Annotated in this window: 16 protein-coding genes and 1 pseudogene; 9 read left to right on the forward strand and 8 right to left on the reverse strand. The window is 60.4% G+C overall.

All coding sequences use genetic code 11. The features are described 5' to 3' along the window. Positions 1 to 4 precede the first annotated feature (4 nt). From AC1DVE_RS16570 to AC1DVE_RS16590, 5 genes are all read left to right on the forward strand, one after another. Positions 5 to 1,129, forward strand: coding sequence for a mannuronate-specific alginate lyase (locus AC1DVE_RS16570; protein ID WP_223459770.1), 1,125 nt, complete (start codon positions 5 to 7; stop codon positions 1,127 to 1,129). Between the two features lie 228 nt (positions 1,130 to 1,357). Continuing rightward, a complete protein-coding gene (locus AC1DVE_RS16575; protein ID WP_223459772.1) occupies positions 1,358 to 2,923 on the forward strand; it encodes an MBOAT family O-acyltransferase in 1,566 nt (521 codons plus the stop codon). An 11-nt stretch (positions 2,924 to 2,934) separates the two neighbouring features. Beyond that, positions 2,935 to 4,110, forward strand: coding sequence for an alginate O-acetyltransferase (locus tag AC1DVE_RS16580; RefSeq protein WP_223459773.1), 1,176 nt, complete (start codon positions 2,935 to 2,937; stop codon positions 4,108 to 4,110). A 14-nt stretch (positions 4,111 to 4,124) separates the two neighbouring features. Further along, positions 4,125 to 4,781: an alginate O-acetyltransferase AlgF gene (locus AC1DVE_RS16585; protein ID WP_223459775.1), complete on the forward strand. Its 657-nt coding sequence runs from the start codon at positions 4,125 to 4,127 to the stop codon at positions 4,779 to 4,781. A gap of 210 nt (positions 4,782 to 4,991) precedes the next feature. After that, the gene (locus AC1DVE_RS16590) at positions 4,992 to 6,443 is read left to right on the forward strand and encodes a mannose-1-phosphate guanylyltransferase/mannose-6-phosphate isomerase (RefSeq protein ID WP_151213845.1); all 1,452 of its coding nucleotides are present in this window, start codon (positions 4,992 to 4,994) and stop codon (positions 6,441 to 6,443) included. A gap of 88 nt (positions 6,444 to 6,531) precedes the next feature. Here the strand turns inward: AC1DVE_RS16590 and AC1DVE_RS16595 are convergent, their stop codons facing one another. Next, a complete protein-coding gene (locus AC1DVE_RS16595) occupies positions 6,532 to 9,129 on the reverse strand; it encodes an RHS repeat domain-containing protein (RefSeq protein WP_477784051.1) in 2,598 nt (865 codons plus the stop codon). 251 nt (positions 9,130 to 9,380) lie between these two features. On the opposite strand from AC1DVE_RS16595, the gene AC1DVE_RS16600 reads away from it, so the two are divergent. The 3 genes from AC1DVE_RS16600 to AC1DVE_RS16610 all read left to right on the forward strand — a co-directional run bounded on the left by AC1DVE_RS16600 (position 9,381) and on the right by AC1DVE_RS16610 (position 11,251). Next, the gene (locus AC1DVE_RS16600; RefSeq protein WP_046041945.1) at positions 9,381 to 9,845 is read left to right on the forward strand and encodes a hypothetical protein; all 465 of its coding nucleotides are present in this window, start codon (positions 9,381 to 9,383) and stop codon (positions 9,843 to 9,845) included. A gap of 33 nt (positions 9,846 to 9,878) precedes the next feature. After that, positions 9,879 to 10,703: an SDR family oxidoreductase gene (locus AC1DVE_RS16605; protein WP_477784052.1), complete on the forward strand. Its 825-nt coding sequence runs from the start codon at positions 9,879 to 9,881 to the stop codon at positions 10,701 to 10,703. A 149-nt stretch (positions 10,704 to 10,852) separates the two neighbouring features. Beyond that, positions 10,853 to 11,251, forward strand: a complete 399-nt coding sequence (locus tag AC1DVE_RS16610; protein WP_223459781.1) for a DUF4440 domain-containing protein — start codon at positions 10,853 to 10,855, stop codon at positions 11,249 to 11,251. Positions 11,252 to 11,311: 60 nt separating this feature from the next. Here AC1DVE_RS16610 and AC1DVE_RS16615 read toward each other — a convergent pair whose 3' ends face one another. The 4 genes from AC1DVE_RS16615 to AC1DVE_RS16630 all read right to left on the reverse strand — a co-directional run bounded on the left by AC1DVE_RS16615 (position 11,312) and on the right by AC1DVE_RS16630 (position 16,237). After that, positions 11,312 to 12,175, reverse strand: coding sequence for an efflux RND transporter periplasmic adaptor subunit (locus AC1DVE_RS16615; protein ID WP_477784053.1), 864 nt, complete (start codon positions 12,173 to 12,175; stop codon positions 11,312 to 11,314). A 24-nt stretch (positions 12,176 to 12,199) separates the two neighbouring features. Then, positions 12,200 to 12,400, reverse strand: coding sequence for a DUF1656 domain-containing protein (locus tag AC1DVE_RS16620; protein WP_007896379.1), 201 nt, complete (start codon positions 12,398 to 12,400; stop codon positions 12,200 to 12,202). Beyond that, positions 12,390 to 14,582, reverse strand: a complete 2,193-nt coding sequence (locus tag AC1DVE_RS16625) for an FUSC family protein (RefSeq protein WP_477784054.1) — start codon at positions 14,580 to 14,582, stop codon at positions 12,390 to 12,392. Before AC1DVE_RS16625 ends, AC1DVE_RS16620 begins: the two co-directional genes overlap by 11 nt. 155 nt (positions 14,583 to 14,737) lie before the next feature. Beyond that, positions 14,738 to 16,237, reverse strand: a complete 1,500-nt coding sequence (locus tag AC1DVE_RS16630; RefSeq protein WP_477784055.1) for an efflux transporter outer membrane subunit — start codon at positions 16,235 to 16,237, stop codon at positions 14,738 to 14,740. A gap of 192 nt (positions 16,238 to 16,429) precedes the next feature. On the opposite strand from AC1DVE_RS16630, the gene AC1DVE_RS16635 reads away from it, so the two are divergent. Continuing rightward, positions 16,430 to 17,398 (forward strand): LysR family transcriptional regulator, encoded by a 969-nt coding sequence (locus AC1DVE_RS16635; RefSeq protein WP_223459786.1) that lies wholly within the window; start codon positions 16,430 to 16,432, stop codon positions 17,396 to 17,398. A gap of 141 nt (positions 17,399 to 17,539) precedes the next feature. On the opposite strand, the pseudogene AC1DVE_RS16640 reads toward AC1DVE_RS16635, so the two are convergent. The 3 genes and pseudogenes from AC1DVE_RS16640 to AC1DVE_RS16650 form a co-directional block, all read right to left on the reverse strand. After that, positions 17,540 to 17,661, reverse strand: a pseudogene (locus tag AC1DVE_RS16640) (RidA family protein); the annotation flags it as partial. Between the two features lie 14 nt (positions 17,662 to 17,675). After that, on the reverse strand, positions 17,676 to 17,864 hold the full coding sequence (locus AC1DVE_RS16645; RefSeq protein ID WP_223459817.1) for a hypothetical protein: 189 nt from the start codon (positions 17,862 to 17,864) through the stop codon (positions 17,676 to 17,678). After that, positions 17,861 to 18,634, reverse strand: coding sequence for a hypothetical protein (locus tag AC1DVE_RS16650; protein ID WP_223533819.1), 774 nt, complete (start codon positions 18,632 to 18,634; stop codon positions 17,861 to 17,863). Before AC1DVE_RS16650 ends, AC1DVE_RS16645 begins: the two co-directional genes overlap by 4 nt. Positions 18,635 to 18,827: the final 193 nt, after the last annotated feature.

Here is an 18,827-nt window from a genome sequence, read left to right on the forward strand (position 1 = left end):
TGCTATGCGCTATCCGAAATTTTCAACTCTGTTGGCACCGACGCTCTTGAGCCTGGCGATGTTCGCCGGGGCCACGCAAGCGGCGGCGCCACTGCGTCCACCCCAGGGCTATTTTGCGCCTGTGGATAAATTCAAGACGGGCGACAAGAGCGAAGGCTGCGATGCAATGCCGACGCCGTACACCGGCTCGTTGCAATTTCGCAGCAAGTACGAAGGTTCGGACAAGGCCCGCGCGACCCTGAACGTGCAGTCGGAAAAAGCCTTCCGCGAAAGCACCGCCGACATCACCAAGATCGAGCGCGGCACCAGCAAGCGCGTGATGCAGTTCATGCGTGACGGCCGCCCGGAACAACTGGAATGCACGTTGAGCTGGCTGACGGCCTGGGCCCAGGCTGACGCGCTGATGTCCAAGGACTTCAACCACACCGGCAAATCGATGCGCAAATGGGCGCTGGGCAGCATGGCTTCGGCGTATATCCGCCTGAAGTTTTCCGACTCCCACCCGCTGGCCACCCATCAACAGCAAGCGCAGTTGATCGAAGCCTGGTTCAGCAAGATGGCCGACCAGGTGGTCAGCGACTGGGACAACCTGCCGCTCGACCAGACCAACAACCACTCGTACTGGGCGGCGTGGTCGGTGATGGCCACTTCCGTCGCCACCAACCGCCGCGACCTGTTCGACTGGGCGGTGAAGGAATACAAGGTCGGCGCCAATCAGGTCGACGCCGACGGCTACCTGCCCAACGAACTCAAGCGTCAGCAACGGGCCCTGGCCTACCACAACTACGCCCTGCCGCCGCTGGCGATGATCGCCAGTTTCGCCCAGGTCAACGGTGTGGATCTGCGTCAGGAAAACAATGGCGCACTGAAGCGCCTGGGTGACCGGGTGCTGTCCGGGGTGAAAGACCCGGATGAGTTCGAGGAAAAGAACGGCAAGGAACAGGACATGACCGACCTGAAAGAGGACATGAAATTCGCCTGGCTCGAACCGTTCTGCTCGCTCTACACCTGCTCGCCCGAGGTGCTGGCGAAGAAGCACAAGATGCAACCGTTCAAGACCTTCCGCCTCGGCGGTGACCTGACCAAGGTCTACGACCCGGCCAATGAAAAGGGCAGCAAGGGTTCTTAAGGCTGGCTGTATTCCTTGTGGCGAGGGAGCTTGCTCCCGCTCGGCTGCGAAGCAGTCGTAACCCAGTGAACGCGGATTGACTGATACACCGCGTCATCAGGTTTTAGGGGAGCAAGCTCCCTCGCCACAGGTAAGTGCGCAGCATGCAATACATCCTCCGGATTTTTTGTGGGGGGTTTGGGGGGGCCGTTGGCCCTTGACTGTTGGTTCAAACAAGGAGAGATCGGGATGGTTTTTTCGTCCAACGTGTTCCTGTTTTTGTTCTTGCCGATCTTTCTCGGCTTGTACTACCTGAGCGGGCAACGCTATCGCAATTTGCTGCTGCTGATTGCCAGCTACGTGTTCTACGCCTGGTGGCGTGTGGACTTCCTCGCGCTGTTCGCCGGTGTCACGCTGTGGAACTACTGGATCGGCCTGAAAGTCGGTGCCGCCGGGGTCAGGACCAAACCGGCGCAGCACTGGCTGCTGCTCGGCGTGGCCGTCGACCTGTGCATCCTCGGCTACTTCAAGTACGCCAACTTCGGCGTCGACAGCATCAACGCAATGATGACGTCGGTGGGCCTGGAGCCCTTCATCCTGACCCACGTACTGCTGCCGATCGGGATCTCGTTCTACGTCTTCGAGTCCATCAGCTACATCATCGACGTCTACCGTGGTGACACCCCGGCGACCCGCAACCTGATCGACTTCGCGGCGTTCGTGGCGATCTTCCCGCACTTGATCGCCGGCCCCGTGTTGCGTTTCCGCGACCTGGCCGACCAGTTCAACAACCGCACCCACACCCTCGACAAGTTCTCCGAGGGCTGCACGCGGTTCATGCAGGGTTTCATCAAGAAAGTCTTCATCGCCGACACCCTGGCGGTGGTGGCCGACCACTGCTTCGCCTTGCAAAACCCGACCACGGGCGATGCCTGGCTCGGCGCGCTGGCGTACACCGCGCAGCTGTATTTCGACTTCTCCGGTTACAGCGACATGGCCATCGGCCTGGGCCTGATGATGGGTTTCCGTTTCATGGAAAACTTCAAGCAGCCGTATGTCAGCCAGTCGATCACCGAGTTCTGGCGGCGCTGGCACATCAGCCTGTCGACCTGGCTGCGTGACTATCTGTACATCACCCTCGGCGGTAACCGTAAGGGCACGCTGATGACCTATCGCAACCTGTTCCTGACCATGCTGCTGGGTGGTCTGTGGCACGGCGCGAACATCACCTACATCGTCTGGGGTGCGTGGCACGGCATGTGGCTGGCGATTGAAAAAGCCATTGGCCTGAACACCTCGCCGCGCAGCTTCAACCCGATCCGCTGGGCACTGACCTTCCTGCTGGTGGTGATGGGCTGGGTGATCTTCCGCGCGGAAAACCTGCACGTCGCCGGTCGCATGTACGGCGCGATGTTCAGCTTCGGCGACTGGTCGCTGTCGGAACTCAACCAGGCCAGCCTCACCGGTCTGCAAGTGGCAACCCTGATCGTGGCTTACGTGACCCTGGCGTTCTTCGGCCTGCGGGATTTCTACACCAATCAGCCTCCGGTCAAGACCAAGCCTGCAGTGAACGTCGATTCTGATGGCCCGGCCGCTGCGACGCCGGGAACGATCAAGGCCGTGCCTGGGGATAACCCGGCGAGCATCCATCAGCCTGGCTACACCGTCGGCGTCGAAGCCCAGGTACAACCGGCCTACTGGACCGCTGACTGGTCGCGCTACGTGATGCGTGCACTGGTGCTGCTGCTGTTCATCGCCTCGATTCTCAAACTCTCGGCGCAAAGCTTCTCGCCGTTCCTTTACTTCCAGTTCTGAGGGATCTGACCATGACCCGCTCATTACGCATCTTCTACATCGCGCTGTTCCTGGTGACCCTGCTGGTGCTCGGTCTGTGGTCGGTGCGCAGCTTCTTCGGCTTCAGCACCAACGCCGATGCGACGGTGCTCAACGGTCGCTGGACCAAGGCCGTGGAAACGCACTACGACGACGAGTTCCCGATCAAGCGCCTGGGCACCAACCTCTGGGCCGCGCTGGATTTCAAACTGTTCAACGAAGGTCGTCCGGGCGTGGTGCTCGGTCGCGACCAGTGGTTGTATAGCGATGAAGAATTCCACCCGGTGGTCAACGAAGAGCTGAACCTGCAAGGCAACTACGCGCTGGTCGAAGGCGTGCGCCAGACCTTGAAGGAAAAAGGCGTGCAACTGGTGATGGCAGTGGTGCCGGCCAAGGTACGCCTGTACCCGGAACACCTCGGTGAAGTGAAACCGGCGAGCATTCACGCCAACCTCTACAAGGACTTCCACCAGCGCCTGGCTGCCGACCGGATTCCGGCCCCTGACCTGCTCGGCCCGCTGCAACAGGCCAAGCAGGATGGCCAGCAAGTGTTCCTGCGCACCGACACCCACTGGACCCCGCAAGGCGCCGAGATCGCCGCCAATCGTCTGGCCAGGACCATTGCCGACAACTACCCGCTGAGCGGCGAGCCGCAGCGTTTCGTCACTGAACCTGCGGAGACCATTACGCACAAGGGCGACCTGCGTCTGTTCCTGCCACTGGACCCGCTGTTCGAAAACCTGATGCCTAAACAGGAGCAATTGCAAAAGCGCAATACGGTCGCGGCTGAAGACCAGCCCGCCGGCGACGACGCGCTGTTCGCCAACACCGAAGTGCCGGTGGCCCTGATCGGCACCAGCTACAGCGCCAACCCCAACTGGAACTTCGTCGGTGCGCTCAAGCAAGCGCTGAACAGCGACGTGGTCAATTACGCCGAAGACGGCCACGGCCCGATTCTGCCGATGCTCAGCTACCTCAAGAGCGATGCCTTCAAGAACAGCCCGCCACAGGTGCTGATCTGGGAGTTCCCTGAACGATATCTGCCTGTGAACAACGAAATCGGCGACGCCGACCCGCAGTGGGTCGCAGAGCTTAAACAAGCCGGCGCCCGCCAACAAAACGTAGCCATCAACAACAAATCCGAGACGCCCGACCGGGCGCAAAACTGAAAGAGAGGTACACCATGACTTTCACTACAACTCCTCGTCGTCTCGCTAAAAGCTTTGCCCTGGTTGCCGGCCTCAGCGTGCTGTCGGTACAGGCTTTCGCCGGTGGCGACGCCGCCCTGTACGGCCCGACCGCACCGAAAGGCTCGACCTTCGTGCGTATCTACAACGCGAGCAACTCCGAAGTCAGCGCCACCGTCGGCAGCACCAACCTGAGCGACGTCGCGCCACTGTCGAGCAGTGACTTCAGCTTCATGCCGGGCGGCGACTACAGCGCCAAGGTCGGTAGCCAGAGCCTGCCGGTGAAACTGGCCGGCGACCACTATTACACCCTGGTCAACAACGCCAGCGGCGCACCGCAACTGATCGAAGAGCCGCCGTTCAAGAACAAGCAGAAGTCCCTGGTACGCGTGCAAAACCTCAGCGACAAGGCGCTGACCCTGAAGACCGCCGATGGCAAGACCGACGTGGTTCCGAACGTTGCGCCCAAAGGTCGCGGCGAGCGTGAAATCAACCCGGTGAAAGTCAGCCTGGCGCTCTATGACGGCACCACCAAAGTCGGCGATGTGAAACCGGTCGCCCTGGAACGCGGTGAAGCCGCGGTGCTGTACGTCACCGGCAGCGGCAGCAGCCTGTCGCCGGTCTGGGTGAAACGCCCGGTGTCGACGCGCTAAAGAATTTTTGAACTGACACACCTCCCTGTGGGAGCGGGCTTGCCCGCGATAGCGGTCTTACATTCAGCTCTGATGTTGACTGATACACCGCCATCGCAGGCAAGCCAGCTCCCACAGGATCCGGAGTGACCGTTCAGACACGAAACAAAAACAAGAGTGAAACGACAGAACGCAGTAGCTCTAACCAATCGATATTCAAGGAGTAACAACATGATTCCGGTGATCTTGTCAGGTGGTAGTGGCTCACGTCTTTGGCCGCTTTCCCGCAAACAATTCCCTAAGCAGTTCCTGGCCCTGACCGGCGAACACACCCTCTTCCAGCAAACCCTGGAACGCCTGGTGTTCGAAGGCATGGACTCGCCAATCGTGGTCTGCAATAAGGACCACCGCTTCATCGTCAACGAGCAATTGGCGGCGCGCAAACTGGAAACCCAACGCATCCTGATGGAACCGTTCGGCCGCAACACCGCGCCGGCCGTGGCCCTGACCGCGATGATGCTGGTCAGTGAAGGTCGCGACGAGCTGATGCTGGTACTGCCGGCCGACCACGTGCTGGAAGACCAGAAAGCCCTGCAGCGCGCCCTGGCCCTGGCCACCGTCGCCGCCGAAAACGGTGAAATGGTGCTGTTCGGCGTACCGGCCACCAAGCCGGAAACCGGTTATGGCTACATCAAGTCGACCAACGACTCGCTGCTGCCTGAAGGCGTCAGCCGTGTCTCGCACTTCGTCGAAAAACCCGACGTGAAGCGCGCCACCGAGTTCGTCCAGTCCGGCGGTTACTTCTGGAACAGCGGCATGTTCCTGTTCCGCGCCAGCCGCTTCCTCGAAGAGCTGAAGAAGCACGATCCGGACATCTACGACACCTGCCTGCTGACCCTGGAACGCAGCCATCAGGATGCCGACACCATCACCTTCGACGAAGCCACCTTCGCCTGCTGCCCGGACAATTCCATCGACTACTCGGTGATGGAAAAAACCCAACGCGCCTGCGTCGTGCCGCTGACCGCTGGCTGGAGCGATGTCGGCTGCTGGTCGTCGCTGTGGGAAGTCAATAAAAAGGACGCCAACGGCAACGTCACCAAAGGCGACGTGGTGATCCAGGACAGCAAAAACTGCATGATCCACGGCAACGGCAAACTGGTGTCGGTGATCGGCCTGGAAAACATCGTCGTGGTCGAAACCAAGGACGCCATGATGATCGCCCACAAGGACAAGGTCCAAGGCGTGAAGCAGATGGTCAACACCCTCAACGAACAGGGCCGCAGCGAAACCCAGAACCACTGCGAGGTCTACCGTCCGTGGGGCTCCTACGACTCGGTGGACATGGGCGGGCGCTTCCAGGTCAAGCACATCTCGGTCAAACCGGGCGCTTGCCTGTCGCTGCAGATGCACCACCACCGTGCCGAGCACTGGATCGTGGTCAGCGGCACCGCTGAAGTGACTTGTGACGAGAACGTGTTCCTGCTGACCGAGAACCAGTCGACCTATATTCCGATCGCTTCGGTTCACCGTTTGCGCAACCCGGGGAAAATTCCGTTGGAAATCATCGAGGTGCAGTCGGGGAGCTATCTGGGTGAGGACGATATCGAGCGGTTTGAGGATATCTACGGGCGCTCGACGCCGGTTGAGCGTGGGGTTGCGGTGAAGACTATCGCGCAGTAAGCGACTGGTAAAAATTGCCCCCATTCAGCCCACTGCGTCCCTATCCGCAGTGGGTTGGTTGGGGGCTTTTCTGTTAAGCCACTCCAATCTAAATTGCTGGAACTTTTATAACTTTCGATACCGGCTTCCTAGTTATAGATTTCAGCGAAGAGTGAACAATAATTTTATAACTACCAACCGGCTTAACCGCTACGACAAAATCCAAGTCTTTGCCATTCAACTCTGTTGTTACCGACGTCGCAATAAGACCAAAATCCTCAATCACCCTTTGTGTAGTCTTGCCATTGGGTGTCTGAAAAAAGGCTTCCAACAACTCAGAACTACCACTTTCAAGCCCTTGCGTTTTGTCCAGGGTTATCTGATTTTTTACCTTTGATCTTCGAACAACACTGGGAAGCTCACCGTAATTATTATTCCTCTGCGCTGCCACTTCATACTGATGCCTAAAAATATCATTCGCAAAAACCGGGCCAGAATCTGGAAACTTATAATTTTGCTTAAACTCCCACTCATATCTATTAATCATGTTGAAATATTTGCTAACCCTAGTTTTGTCAGCATCTTTTAATTTCGGCTCAGTCATTACAATCGTCTTCAACACAACTTTGTGTGTAAACATCTTTGCGACAAGGTCAGCCCTACCATCCGAACGTTCATCAACTGAAGACAACCGTTCTCTTAGATCGTTAACAACGTAAGAAATAAACTCACGACCCTGCGTATTTTCTCGATCTTGGTTGGCGGCCCCCGTCGTGACCTGGCCGTCCATCCCGTCTCCAAATACAGGGGCCAGTCCCTGTTCATCCCTAAATACGACTGGCTGATTTCCGACCATATTGAACAAGTTCACTCCGTCAACATCCCCCGCTGGATCCGGATTCAACCACCGCTGCCGCCCCGCCACGTAATACCTGAACCCGTAGTAGTACAACCCAGTCGCATCCCGCTCCTTCCCCGAATAACGCACCGTCCTGTAACTCGCCTCCACCTCCCCGCGTCCGGCGAACCACGCGGTGGTGCCATACGGGTGATAACGCTCCTGGCTGATCACTTCGCCGTCGTCGTCGAGTTCCAGAGTGCAGGAGCCCAGATGATCATTCAGGTGGTAGCGGTATTGATCATTGCCCATGTCCTTCGGCGACGCCGATTCCCAATGCAGCACCCGCACACTGCTGCGTCCGGCCTGCACGCTGATCACCTGCAGCATTTCGCCCGTGCCGCTGTCATTGCGCAGTTCCAGGTTCGGCAGATAACGGGTTTCGACGATCAGTGTCCGTGCATTGGTGTGGGCCTCACGGACTTTGCGCAGGCGTATGCCGTCGGCGCCGTAGACATAACGTTCGCGATCATCGAGACCCGAATCGCGCACCACCGGCCACACTTCGCCCAACTGGTTGCGCAAGTCCCATGCCAAGGCCTGCCCCGGTTGCAGGTTGAGCAGGTTGCCGTTGCCATCGAAGCCTTGGCGGAAGTCCTCTTCGTCCGGCTCCACACCTTCCAGCACCGGCAGGCAACGGTTGCTGTGCGCCGCTGCCACCAGCCGATGGCCATGACTTTGCGGACCTTCGTGGGTCAGTTCCAGCAGATTACTGCCAGCATCGTAGCGATAGGTCTGGCGGTAATTGGCACGGGGTGCGGGGTCATCGACAGTCGAAAACTCTGGCCCCTTATTGGCGCCGCCCGCTTCCCAGCCGGTGGCCTCAATCAGTTGCGACAGGCTGTCGTAGGCGTAGCGATTGACCGGTTCGATGCGCTGGTTGGCGAAGTAGCGAATCGGCTGCGCGCCATCCTCAATGTGCAGCACATTGCCCAACGGATCGTAGGCGTAGCGCAGGTCTTGCAGGGCTTCGTTGCCGCGTTGCGCCTGGAGGCGAGTCAGGCGCCCGTTCTGCGCGTCGTATTCCAGCGTGGTGATCACGCCATTGCCGGCGACCTCCCTTTCGGTCTGGCCGTGGGCGTTGTAAGTGATGGCGCTGACCAGCGTTTTCGGAGTTGATGCGCCGTTGAGTTGCAGGCGAACCTCAAGTAATTGGCCATCGAGGGTCTGACTGAATAACTGGCGGTGACCCTTAGCATCGGTTTGATGGGAGACCTCGCCCAATGCGTTGAAGTGCGAACGGGTGATAGCGCCCTCCCCCGGTTCCAGCAGCAATTCGCGATCCATTATCGGTTCGGGCCAATCAGGCAGCGACAACGCTTGCAGAAAATGCCGCGTCTGCTCCAGCACCGCGCCGTGCAAGCCGAACTCGGTAAACCGCTGCGTGCCCGCCGGGTCATCATGGCGAATCAGTTGACCGCATTGGTTGTGCTCGGCAGAAGTCGGATCGCTCGCGCCATAACTCAAGCACTCCGTGCAAACCGCTTCGCCGTCCATCGCCTGTTCGAACACCGATTCCAGGCGCAGCTGCGGGTCGTACCGCAGCCAGCGCTGCGAGCCCCGGCCATCCCAGTGGTGGAGCGGTTGCCCCGCCTCGCCCGACAGCGCCACACGCCACCCGGCATCGACGCTGTTCGTACTCAACACCGCACCGGACAGGGCATAAATCGTTTGCAGATTGGCCGGTGCCGAAGCGTCCAGAAACAGTCGCGGGTCCCACTGCGCAATCGCACGCCCTGCCCCATCATGGGCTGTGCGGTTAACCCGTGCCTGAGGAGGCACGCCGTCGATGTAACGCCAGTAACCCACGACACGGACTGGCAACCCCCGAGGGTCACTTGCAGTCAGGCTCGGGGTGTGGCGGTGGATTGAAAGGGTTGTTGGCACGGTAGCCGCTCCGGAATCACTCCCCCCATCTAAGCCTGTCGATCAAGTGCCCGGCTACTGTCAGAAATTACAGGGCCGACAGACGGCCTTCTGTACCATCGGCACGCCCCGCCCATCGCCAACCCCACCCGCGCTTAGGTAGGATGACCCTCTCTATTCCAGAGATTTACGTCATGTTCATCGGCGTCCTGCTGGTCATCACCTGGCTGATCCTGTTGCTGCGCTATCCAGCCAAGGCCTTGCCCGTATCCCTGGCGGCTGCCGTGGGGCTGGGCATCGTCGCCACTTGGGTCATCTGGATGGACCACCGCGAACTCAAGCAACTGCAACGCCTGGAGTTGCGCATCAGTTACGCACCGCAGCAATGTCCCGCTGACCGCCCATTGCAATTGACCCTGAACAACGGCAATGACGTGCCGCTGACTGAGCTGCGCTGGCGGGTCGCGGCTTATGCGCCGGGCGATACTGTGAACCTGGCCGACAATCAATACACCGCCCCGCGTTATCGTGGCCCTGGTGAATTGCAGGCCGGTGGCAACTGGGAAGACTGTTTGCCGCTGCCGCCACTGCGCCCTGGCTACCGTCCGGAAACCCTGGAGTTTCGCGCCGAGCGATTGCAGGGTAGTTTTTCCGACTGATCCCTCCCCCATTTTTTACACAAGGAATGCGCCATGCCCGTTGCGTTGATTACCGGTTGTTCCAGTGGCATTGGCCGCGCCCTTGCCGATGCGTTCAAGGTTGCTGGCTATGAAGTCTGGGCCAGTGCGCGCAAGGCCGAAGATGTCGCAGCGCTCACCGCCGCGGGTTTCACCGCCGTGCAACTGGATGTCAACGACGCCGCGGCGCTCGAAGCCTTGAGCGAACGAATCAACCAACAAACCGGTGGCCTCGATGTGCTGATCAACAACGCAGGCTATGGCGCCATGGGGCCACTGCTCGATGGTGGTGTGCCGGCCTTGCAACGCCAGTTCGAAACCAACGTGTTCGCCATCGTTGGCGTCACTCGCGCGATGTTTCCCGTGCTGCGCCGGACCAAAGGATTGGTCGTGAATATCGGCAGCGTTTCGGGTGTGTTGGTCACACCATTCGCCGGTGCCTACTGTGCCTCGAAAGCCGCCGTGCATGCCTTGAGCGATGCCTTGCGCATGGAACTGGCGCCGTTCGGTGTGCGGGTCATGGAAGTCCAGCCGGGGGCCATCGCTTCCAGTTTCGCCAGGAATGCCGGGCACGAAGCCGAGCAACTGATCAGCGAACAGTCGCCATGGTTTCCGTTGCGCGAAGGCATACGCGCCCGGGCCAGGGCTTCCCAGGACAGGCCGACCCCGGCCAATGAATTCGCCGCCGGTTTGCTCAAGGCTGTGCAGCAGGACAAGCCACCGCGACTGATTCGTCTCGGCAATGGCAGCCGTGCGTTGCCGCTGCTGACCAGTTTGTTGCCCAAGGGTTTGCTTGAGTACGGGCTGATGAAGCGGTTCGGGTTGCGTGGGCAGCTCTGAGACCGCGTCGCTGCCTTCGCGAGCAAGCCCGCTCCCACACTGGATCTTTAGTGAACTCAAAGTTTGCACACGAAGAAGATCAAATGTGGGAGCGGGCTTGCTCGCGAAGAGGCCCGCACAGTCCCTACAAAATTTCAGGTAATAGCATAATGACCGACTACACCGAATACTTCGAAGAAGTGATCCAGGCCCACGTGGCCATCGAACAATGGCTGGCCGAAGAACGCGACGCGTCCGAACTCGAAAAACTGCTGACACGGTTTTCGCCGCAGTTCTCCATGGTCTCGCCGCTCGGCCGGGTGCTGGATTTTGACGCGCTGAACGAATTGTTCACGTTGGCGGGTGGCAAGAAGCTCGGGTTCCGGATCGAGCTCAGTGAGTTACGTGGCATTGCGCTGTACGACGGTGGCGCGACCGTGAGTTACCGTGAGCAACAGACCGATGCCACCGGGCTGCACTCGGATCGGCGCTCGACGGTTGTGTTCGAAAAGCGGGCGGATAGCCGGGTGATCTGGCAGCATCTGCATGAGACGTTTTGCAAGGAGTGAACGCCCGACGCCTGTCTGACGGACCGCGTTGTACCCTTCGCGAGCAACTCGGTCTACCTGTTATGCACCATCACCTTGCTTCACCACCACCGTACAAGTAATCCCCGCCGCCAACAGCACACCTTCCGGCACCTCATCGATGTGAATCCGCACCGGCACTCGCTGCGCCAGGCGTACCCAGTTGAAGGTCGGGTTGACGTCGGCGATCAGTTCGCGGCTCTCCGGGTTGTCGCGGTCATAAATGCCACGGGAGATGCTTTCCACGTGGCCCTTGAGCACTTCGCCGCTCATCAGTTGCATATCGGCTTTATCACCGACGCGAACATGGGGCAGCTTGGTTTCTTCGAAGAAGCCGTAGACCCAGAACGAGTTCATGTCGACCACGGCCATTTTCGCCTCGCCGATGCGCGCGTAGTCGCCGCGATGCACATTGAGGTTGGTGACGTAGCCATCCACCGCCGCACGGACTTCAGTGCGCTTGAGGTTGAGTTCGGCGGCTTCCAGTTGCGCCTGGGCCTGCTGGTAATCGGCCAGGGCCGAGTCGGCGAGGTTACTGGCGTCGTCACGGTTTTCCCGGGAGATCACCAGGTTGTCCATATCGGCGCGACGATGGGCGTTGACCTTGCGCATCTCCCAGTTTGCCTTGCGCGATGCCACCAGGCTTTGCGCCTGTTTCACCGCCAGGCGGTAGTGCTCGGGGTCGATCTGCATCAGCAAATCGCCCTTCTTCACCAACTGGTTGTCGCGCACCGGCACGTCCACCACTTCGCCGGTAACGTCGGCGGCGACGTTGATGATGTCGGCGCGCAAACGGCCGTCGCGGGTCCACGGCGTGTTCATGTAGTGCTCCCACAGGGAGCGGCCGATCCACAACGCGAGGGCCAGCACCAGCAAGGTCGCGAGCAGGCTGAAAAACTTTTTCATCGGGGCATTCTCAGTGATAGAGAGTCAACGGTAGACAGTCAGCGCCAAAGCGCCGAACAGACAGGTAAACAGGCTCAGGCGCAGCAACGCCGGATGCCAGAAAAAACGGTACAGGTCGAACCCGGACAGGAACCGGTCCAGTGCCCAGGCCAGCGCCGCCGCGATGAAAAACATCAGGGTCATGGTCGGCATGTACACGCCGTGGAAGGCGATTTCACGAGGCATGTGCAAGTCCTTTGGGCTGGCTGTTGGCGAAGGCGGCGAGCGGTGATTGCGGATCGAGCAGCGAGGTGCGGATGAAGTGCAGGTAGCTCTTCACCCGGCGCAACGCCGAGGTATCGAAGTGTGGGGCGAAGGGTTCGTCGGTGGACTGCACACGGCTGATCGCGTGATCGACGGCGATCAGCGCGCGTTCGAGGTTGCTGCTGTTCGGTTGCAGGAACAGCCGCACCAGTGCACGCCCCATCACCCGGATCGCCTGGCGCCATGGCTGGGATTCGGCATAGGCCGGATGCACTGGCAGAATCGCCTGCTCCTTGCGCAATTCGATGATCGCGTGACCGACTTCCAGCACCACGAACATCCAGCGCAACAAGTCCCGCTGCACTTGCGGTTGGCCCGCCGCGAAGCCGTAGGCCTGATGCACCAGATCGCGGGTCCGGCTTTCGAAACTCGACGCCAGGCCCTTGAGCTTGCCGCTGATGGCGTACACCACCTGACCACGCAGGTCCTGCTCCAGGCGACGCCACAGCCAGCGGCTGTTGGGCGGCAGAATGATCGCCCCGGCCGCTGCGCACACCAGCATGCCCAGCACCATGGCGATGTAGTCGTTGATGAAGGTGTAGGGGTTGTAGACCGTGAGGTTGTCCGGCACCGAACCGGTGCTGAAGAAGATCAGCAAGCCCAGGCCGACGCCCACGTATTGCGGCCGCGAGGTCAGGAACGAGCCGAGTACGATCACCGGTGCGAGCATCACGCACAGCAACGGAAATCCGTCGATCCACGGGAAAATGAAAAACATCTCGACGAAGCCGATCAGCGCGCCGAGCAATGTCCCGCACGCCATCTGAAAAGCCATGCGCTTGGGGTTCGGGGTGGCGGCGGACAGGCCCACGGTCGCGGCGGCAATCAGGGTCATGGTCGCGCCGCTCGGCCAGGCGGTTGCCACCCAGTAGCTGCCCAAAACCACCAGGATGAACGCTGCGCGTATCCCCGATGCTGCCGCTGCCATCCAGTTGGTTTGCGGAGTGAACGGCTCGTCCCAGCGCTCCCGTTCGTGACTGTGATCGGCCAGGGAAGCGTGGGTCTGTGCATAACTGTGCAGGTCGTCGACGAAGCGATAGAGCAGCTCGTAGGCGGTGTGGAAATCCAGTTGCTCGGCATCGCTCGGATTGTGCTGCTGGAATGTCGCCCGCAGACAACGCACCCGCGCCGGCAACCCTTCCTTGTAGGCGCTCAGCACCGTGACCAGGCGTGCCGCATCGGCACTGGTCAGGGCACGACCGCTGAAGCCGTCGAGCAACTCGGCGAGGTCCTGCAATCCCGGCTTGATCGCCGCCACCGCCTGGTCCGCCGCGCTGCTGCGCAAGCGTTCGAGCAACTGGTGCAAGGCGTTGAATCGCGTGGTGATGCCCATGAACTCGCTGTTCAGGCGACTGAGGCGGCCATTGCGCCGACGCATGTGCGGATCTTCAAACACAGTGACACTGCGCAAGCCTTCCAGGCCCACGGCTTCGGCGATGAAACGCACGTTGCCGGCCTCGAACGCCTCGCGCTGACTGCGGCCGCGCAAGCCGTCGGTGACGAACAAGGCGAACACGCCAAAGCGCTGATACAAGGCATTGCGCATCGCCGCGCTAGCCGATTGCGGCAGGATGGCGGCACTGATCAGGGTCGAACAGAGAATGCCCAACGAGATTTCCAGCACCCGCCAGACCGCCGCCATGAACGCGCCATCGGGATGGGCCAGCGCGGGCAAGCCGACCATCGCTGCGGTGTATCCGGCGAGTACGAAACCGTAGGCGCGGAAGTTGCGGCAGCGGGCGGCGCCGGCGGTGCAGATACCGACCCAGATCGCCAACGAACCGAGGAACAGCTCAGTGTTCTGCGCAAACAGCGCGATCAGCGCGACCATCACCGCCGACCCGGCCAGGGTGCCGAGAAAACGATAGAAACTCTTGGCGAACACCTGGCCGCTTTGCGGCTGCATGACGATGAACACGGTGATCATCGCCGTGCGCGGTTGCGGCAGCTCCAGGCGCATGGCCAGCCACAGCGTCAGGAATGCCGCGAACAGCACCTTGAAGATATAGACCCAGGTCACGCCGTCGCTGCGTGCCCAGTCGAAGAAACCCCGACGCCATTCCAGGGAGTACAGCCAGCGCAAGGGTGCGGGCAAGGGAGTCATCAAATCCTGCTCAGTGAAAAATCAGCCAAAACTCGGAACCTGTGGGAGCGGGCTTGCTCGCGAAGAGGGAGTGTCAGGCAACAAAAGTGTCGTCAGACACACCGCCTTCGCGAGCAAGTCGGATCGCCGCACCGCCGCTCCCACAGGTTTTGTGTTCAACGCAAAAGGCTCGGAGTTTTCGGCGCCTGGGTCTGTTCGGCGTTCGGCACGTCATTACCGGCGCCGAGACCACCGCCAAGCGCCGTCACCAATTCGGCATGGGCACTCAAGCGCGCCGCCTGAACCTGCTGCTGCACCTGCTGCTGCTTGAACAACAAGGTCTGGGCATTGAGCACGTTGAGGTAATCGGTCAGGCCACGCTGGTAGGCGATCATCGCGATGTCGTAGGTCTTCTGCGCCGTGGCCACCGACTCGGCGGCGAAAGCCTGCTGCTTGTCCATGGACTCGCGACGGATCAACTGGTCGGAGATATTTTTCAGGGCATTGACCAGGGTCTGGTTGTACTTGGCCACGGCGATGTCATAACCCGCCGAGGCTTCACCCAACTCCGAGCGCAAGCGTCCGCCATCAAAAATCGGCAACGAAATCGCCGGCCCCACGCTGTAGTTGAGTTTCTTGCCGGTCAAGAACTCCAGGGCCCCGCCGCCGGTGGCCATGTAGCCAAGGCTGCCGACCAGATCGACGTTCGGATAGAAACCGGCATGGGCGACATCGATACCCCGTGCCTGCGCCGCCACTTGCCAGCGACTGGCGACCACGTCCGGGCGTTGACCGAGCAATTGCGCTGGCAGCGACGACGGCAGTTTCAGTGGGGCCCCCAGCGACAGCGTTGGCCGCTGCAACTGCGCGCCCTCCCCCGGGCCCTTGCCGGCGAGGGCGGCGAGTTGGTTGCGGCTCAAGGCGATTTCTTCGTCGAGGGCGTCGATCTGGCGATGGGTTTCCGGCAGCGGCGTCTCGGCCTGGCTGACTTCGAAATGGGTGCCGATGCCCCCGCTCAGGCGTTTTTGCGCCAGCTCGAGAATCTGCTGTTGCTGCTTCAAGGTCGACTCGACGATGTCCCGCTGGGCGTAATGCAACGACAACTCGATGTAGACCCGTACGATGTTGTCCTGCAATTCGAGCTGGGCCTGACGCGCTTCGGCGACGCTCATGTGCGCCATGTCCACGGCGCGCTCGGTGGCATTGCTTTCGCGGCCCCAGAGGTCGAGGGCATAGCTGAAACCCAGCGCCGCGTTATTGTCCCAGGTGGTGCTGTTGGCCAGCTCGCCGGGGCCATAGAACTGGTCGGTAGGCCAGTTGTGACGCTTGAGGGTGGCATCGCCATTTATCTGCAACGACTCGGCCGCTTCGGCCACGCCGGCCATGGATCGGGCCTGACGCACCCGGGCGGCGGCCATGGCCAGGGTCGGGCTGCCTTGCAGGGCGAGGTCGATCCAGCGATTCAGTTGCGGGTCGCCATAGGCTTGCCACCATTGCGCGGTGGGCCAGTGCGCATCTTGCGCGGCGCTCTGGATCGCTTCGTCGGTGGCCAGTGAATTGGCCTCCAGCGCCTTGCCCTGCGGGGCAATACCTCCGGTTCCGATGCAGCCGCTGATTGCCAGGGTTAAAGCCAAAACACTGAGCGGCTGAAGCGCTCTGCTGATGCGACGCGGCACTGCTGCGATTTCCTGAAATAGGGGGGAGGTACAAGTCCGGGCAATTCTATGGGGCGGCCGGAAGGGCGATAAGCTGGGATTCCTGTGAATCTTTGTTACCGTTAACGAGATAATCCGTAGGTAGATCTTTAGTCGCCTGTAAATAAACAGAAACTTCGTGTCACAATTTGTCATTCGACGAGAGAGCACCCCATGGACACTTTGCAAAACATGCGCGCCTTCAGTTACGTGGCCGAAGCCGGCAGCTTCACCGCTGCCGCCGTGCAACTGGACACCACCACGGCCAACGTCTCGCGCGCGGTCTCCAACCTGGAAGCCCACCTGCAAACCCGCCTGCTCAACCGAACGACCCGCCGCATCGCCCTGACCGAAGCCGGCAAGCGCTACCTGTTGCGCTGCGAACAGATCCTGGCCTACGTCGAAGAAGCCGAAGCCGAGGCCAGCGACGCCCACGCGCGCCCGGCCGGGCAACTGAAAGTGCACACCATGACCGGCATCGGCCAGCACTTCGTGATCGACGCCATCGCCCGCTACCGCAAGACCCACCCGGACGTGACCTTCGACCTGACCATGGCCAACCGCGTGCCGGACCTGCTCGACGAAGGCTACGACGTGTCCATCGTCCTCGCCCGCGAACTGCCGGACTCGGGTTTCGTCTCCCAGCGCCTGGGCATCACCTACAGCATCGTTTGCGCCTCGCCGGCCTACGTCAAAACCAACGGCTGCGCACAAAAACCCAGCGACCTGCTCAACCACGCCTGCCTGCGCCTGGTCAGCCCGGTGATTCCGCTGGAGAAATGGGCCTTCGACGGCCCTGATGGCCAGGAAATGGTCACCATCAACAGCTCACCGTTCCTGGTGAACTCCGCCGACGCGATGAAATCCGCGATCATCAGTGGCATGGGCGTTGGCGTCCTGCCGCTGTACGCCGCGATAGAAGGCCTGCGCAATGGCACACTGGTGCGCGTGATGCCCAACTACCGCTCGCAGGAACTGAACCTGTATGCGATCTACCCTTCGCGCCAGTACCTGGATGCGAAGATCAAGACCTGGGTCGAATATTTGCGTGGATCGTTGCCGGAGTTGCTGGCGGCGCATCAGGCGGAATTGGCGGCGTATGAATTGAGCGGGAGTCTGGGTGGGGTTCGGGTGGCGAATTGATGATCTCTCGGCTTATGGATGGACTCTTTGTGGGAGCGAGCCTGCTCGCGATGGCGTCAGCACATCCAACATCTATGTAAGCGGGTAAACCGCCTTCGCGGGCAGGCCCGCTCCCACAGAGTTGTGTGTGTGCCGGGAGACTTAGGCCTTGGCCGCCATCGCCGTCACTTCCACACGCATGCCTTCCACCACCAGGGACGCTACGCTACCGCAGCACGGTCGGCCATGTCGGTGGGGTAGATGGTCAGGTGCAGGCTTCCGTCGGCGCGGGGCGGGCTCAGCAGTGGGTTCTTTCGTAGCAGGCGCTCGGGTCGGCCACGGCGTCGAAGCGTTGCAACGCTTCGGCGCCGCCATCGGCCTGGTGCGTCACCCTCAAGGTTTCGCCGAGACGACTCTGCAAATCGAGGAACACCCGGTTGCGTGCCAGTTCGAAGGGGGTGTGCTGGGCAGGAAAAACGAGGCTCACTGTTTGCTCTCCGCTGCCTGGCGGATAGTTTGCAATTTGCGGAAATTAGGCCCCCAGCGACCATCCGGTTCGACACTGCCATCGGGATAAGTGATGACCGTGTGGTTACCTTCTTTCTTTACCTTTGGCCCGGCCGAATAAACTACAAAGTCAGGATGCAAGACGGGCTCGAAATACACCTGCCGGGCTTGCAGGGCCTGATACTTAAGATAAATATGACCTTCACTAGTTAAGTTAACCGTTTTTTTATACGGACCTAAAAACTCCTCATCGACCCAAGGGTAATAGTCCTTCTTGATCGTCAAATCCCCTTCGACCTTGATGTCCGCGCCACCGCGTGGCGAGTTGTTGTGATCGAAGATCACCACCACCCCGCCCCCCGCACCATAGGTAACGTTCTCGCCGAAGCGAGCCGGATCGTCATAGGTCACACCAAAAGTCACGTTGCTCAATCGCCATTGACAGACACCGCCACCATCGATCGGTAGCTTGGCTACATAGAGGTCGCCTTGCCCCTCGCGCACGAGTTGCAGATCGGTACGTTGATAGCCATCGCGTTGATAGGCCTCGCCGAAAGCCGAGTGGTCGGTAAAAGTGCACAGGGTCGAGCGATACATCACCTGCATCGGCCTCGCTACCAGTTCCTTCGGCACTTTCACCGTCACGGTGATCGACTCGCTATCCGGTGGTGGCGCCATGCTCTGATCCTTGGCGCAACTGCTGAGGCTGACGCACAGGGTGAGTATCGCAATAGGCATTTTCTTGATCATGGTCAGATCCTTGACGACGTTGGCCGGGCTCAACAGTGGACTCTTTCGTAGCAGGCGCTCGGGTCGGCCACGGCGTCGAAGCGTTGCAACGCTTCGGCACCGCCATCGGCCTGTTGCGTCACCCGCAAGGTGTCGCCGAGACGACTTTGCAAATCGAGGAACACCCGGTTGCGTGCCAGTTCGCAGGGGGTGT

The sequence above is a fragment of the Pseudomonas sp. P4_B4 genome, from assembly GCF_056402255.1.

What these genes read in the sequence shown, in the direction of transcription:
- AC1DVE_RS16570 (WP_223459770.1), top strand. Translation starts at nt 5, where the DNA reads ATGCGCTATCCGAAATTTTCAACTCTGTTGGCACCGACGCTCTTGAGC.
- AC1DVE_RS16575 (WP_223459772.1), top strand. Translation starts at nt 1,358, where the DNA reads ATGGTTTTTTCGTCCAACGTGTTCCTGTTTTTGTTCTTGCCGATCTTT.
- AC1DVE_RS16580 (WP_223459773.1), top strand. Translation starts at nt 2,935, where the DNA reads ATGACCCGCTCATTACGCATCTTCTACATCGCGCTGTTCCTGGTGACC.
- AC1DVE_RS16585 (WP_223459775.1), top strand. Translation starts at nt 4,125, where the DNA reads ATGACTTTCACTACAACTCCTCGTCGTCTCGCTAAAAGCTTTGCCCTG.
- AC1DVE_RS16590 (WP_151213845.1), top strand. Translation starts at nt 4,992, where the DNA reads ATGATTCCGGTGATCTTGTCAGGTGGTAGTGGCTCACGTCTTTGGCCG.
- AC1DVE_RS16600 (WP_046041945.1), top strand. Translation starts at nt 9,381, where the DNA reads ATGTTCATCGGCGTCCTGCTGGTCATCACCTGGCTGATCCTGTTGCTG.
- AC1DVE_RS16605 (WP_477784052.1), top strand. Translation starts at nt 9,879, where the DNA reads ATGCCCGTTGCGTTGATTACCGGTTGTTCCAGTGGCATTGGCCGCGCC.
- AC1DVE_RS16610 (WP_223459781.1), top strand. Translation starts at nt 10,853, where the DNA reads ATGACCGACTACACCGAATACTTCGAAGAAGTGATCCAGGCCCACGTG.
- AC1DVE_RS16615 (WP_477784053.1), bottom strand. Translation starts at nt 12,175, where the DNA reads ATGAAAAAGTTTTTCAGCCTGCTCGCGACCTTGCTGGTGCTGGCCCTC.
- AC1DVE_RS16620 (WP_007896379.1), bottom strand. Translation starts at nt 12,400, where the DNA reads ATGCCTCGTGAAATCGCCTTCCACGGCGTGTACATGCCGACCATGACC.
- AC1DVE_RS16625 (WP_477784054.1), bottom strand. Translation starts at nt 14,582, where the DNA reads ATGACTCCCTTGCCCGCACCCTTGCGCTGGCTGTACTCCCTGGAATGG.
- AC1DVE_RS16635 (WP_223459786.1), top strand. Translation starts at nt 16,430, where the DNA reads ATGGACACTTTGCAAAACATGCGCGCCTTCAGTTACGTGGCCGAAGCC.
- AC1DVE_RS16650 (WP_223533819.1), bottom strand. Translation starts at nt 18,634, where the DNA reads ATGATCAAGAAAATGCCTATTGCGATACTCACCCTGTGCGTCAGCCTC.